Source organism: Robbsia betulipollinis, assembly GCF_026624755.1.
In the GTDB taxonomy this organism is placed as follows: Bacteria; Pseudomonadota; Gammaproteobacteria; order Burkholderiales; family Burkholderiaceae; genus Robbsia; species Robbsia betulipollinis.
This window is the reverse complement of sequence record NZ_JAPMXC010000035.1, coordinates 1-1,051: the sequence shown is the minus strand read 5'-3', so window position 1 is coordinate 1,051 and position 1,051 is coordinate 1. Positions and strand designations below refer to the sequence as shown.

The window sequence follows — 1,051 nt, the reverse complement described above, 5'->3', positions numbered from 1 at the left end:
GGCGGTCTCAACAGTCAAGTGCAACGGTTAGCGAATCCTTCGGCGGCCAACTCCATTGCCATGACTTCTTCCGGGGTTTTCCAGCCCAGTGTCTGACGAGGACGGCCATTGAGCAATCTGGCAATGTCGTTGAGTTGCATCTGGCTCACTCCCGACAGGTCGATCCCTTTGGGCAAGAACTGACGTAGCAGACCATTCGTGTTTTCATTGCTGCCGCGTTGCCATGGCGCGTACGGATCAGCGAACCAGATATCCAAGTTCAATTGCCGGGCCAATTCGACATGACAGGTCATCTCCGTGCCGCGGTCGTACGTCAGACTCTCGCGCAGGAACGCGGGCAGCTTTTTCATCTGGCGCGTGAAGCCCTCGAGGGCATCCGCCGCCGTGCAGCCATCCATGCGGCACAGCACCACGAACCGTGTCTTGCGCTCGACCAGCGTGCCCACACAGGAACGGTTGAACGCGCCCTTGATGAGGTCTCCCTCCCAATGCCCGGGCCACTTGCGCGTGGCGATGTCTTCTGGCCGATGAACGATGTGCAGCTCTTCGGGCACGAAGCTTTTGCGCGCGAGCGTGCGGCGCGCGTTGCCTCGTACGGGCCTCTCCTGGCGCAGCGCTTCAACCATGGCCTGCTTCAAGCCGCCACGTGGATGGGTATAAATCGCCGCGTAAATCGTTTCATGACTGACGCGCTCTTCGGGATCAGTGGGGTGCATGTCTCGAAGTCTGGCAGCAATTTGCTGGGGCGACCAACGTCGATATACCAGTTGATGATGCACATGCCAGTACAGCGCACTACCAGCGGTCAATTTGCGTGGCCTTCGGCTTCGTTCACGCCGTGCGCGATACGCCTTTGCAGCGGCAGTGGCGTCATAACACCTGCGCGTCTCAGTCCGGTTACGCGCGAGTTCTCGGCTGATGCTAGACGCGTTGCGTCCCAGCAGCCTCGCTATCGACCGGATGCTCGCGTTTTTACCGCTTTCGATCATGATTGCCGCGCGCTCTTCCGCGCTCAGATGAAAATATCTTTTTTCCATCCCAACACCCTATA

The 1,051-nt window shown here is 58.9% G+C and carries 1 protein-coding gene; it reads right to left on the bottom strand.

Annotated features, from left to right (window positions below):
* Positions 1–14: 14 nt before the first annotated feature.
* A complete protein-coding gene (locus OVY01_RS22950) occupies positions 15–1,037 on the bottom strand; it encodes an IS30 family transposase (protein ID WP_267849958.1) in 1,023 nt (340 codons plus the stop codon).
* Positions 1,038–1,051 lie beyond the last annotated feature (14 nt).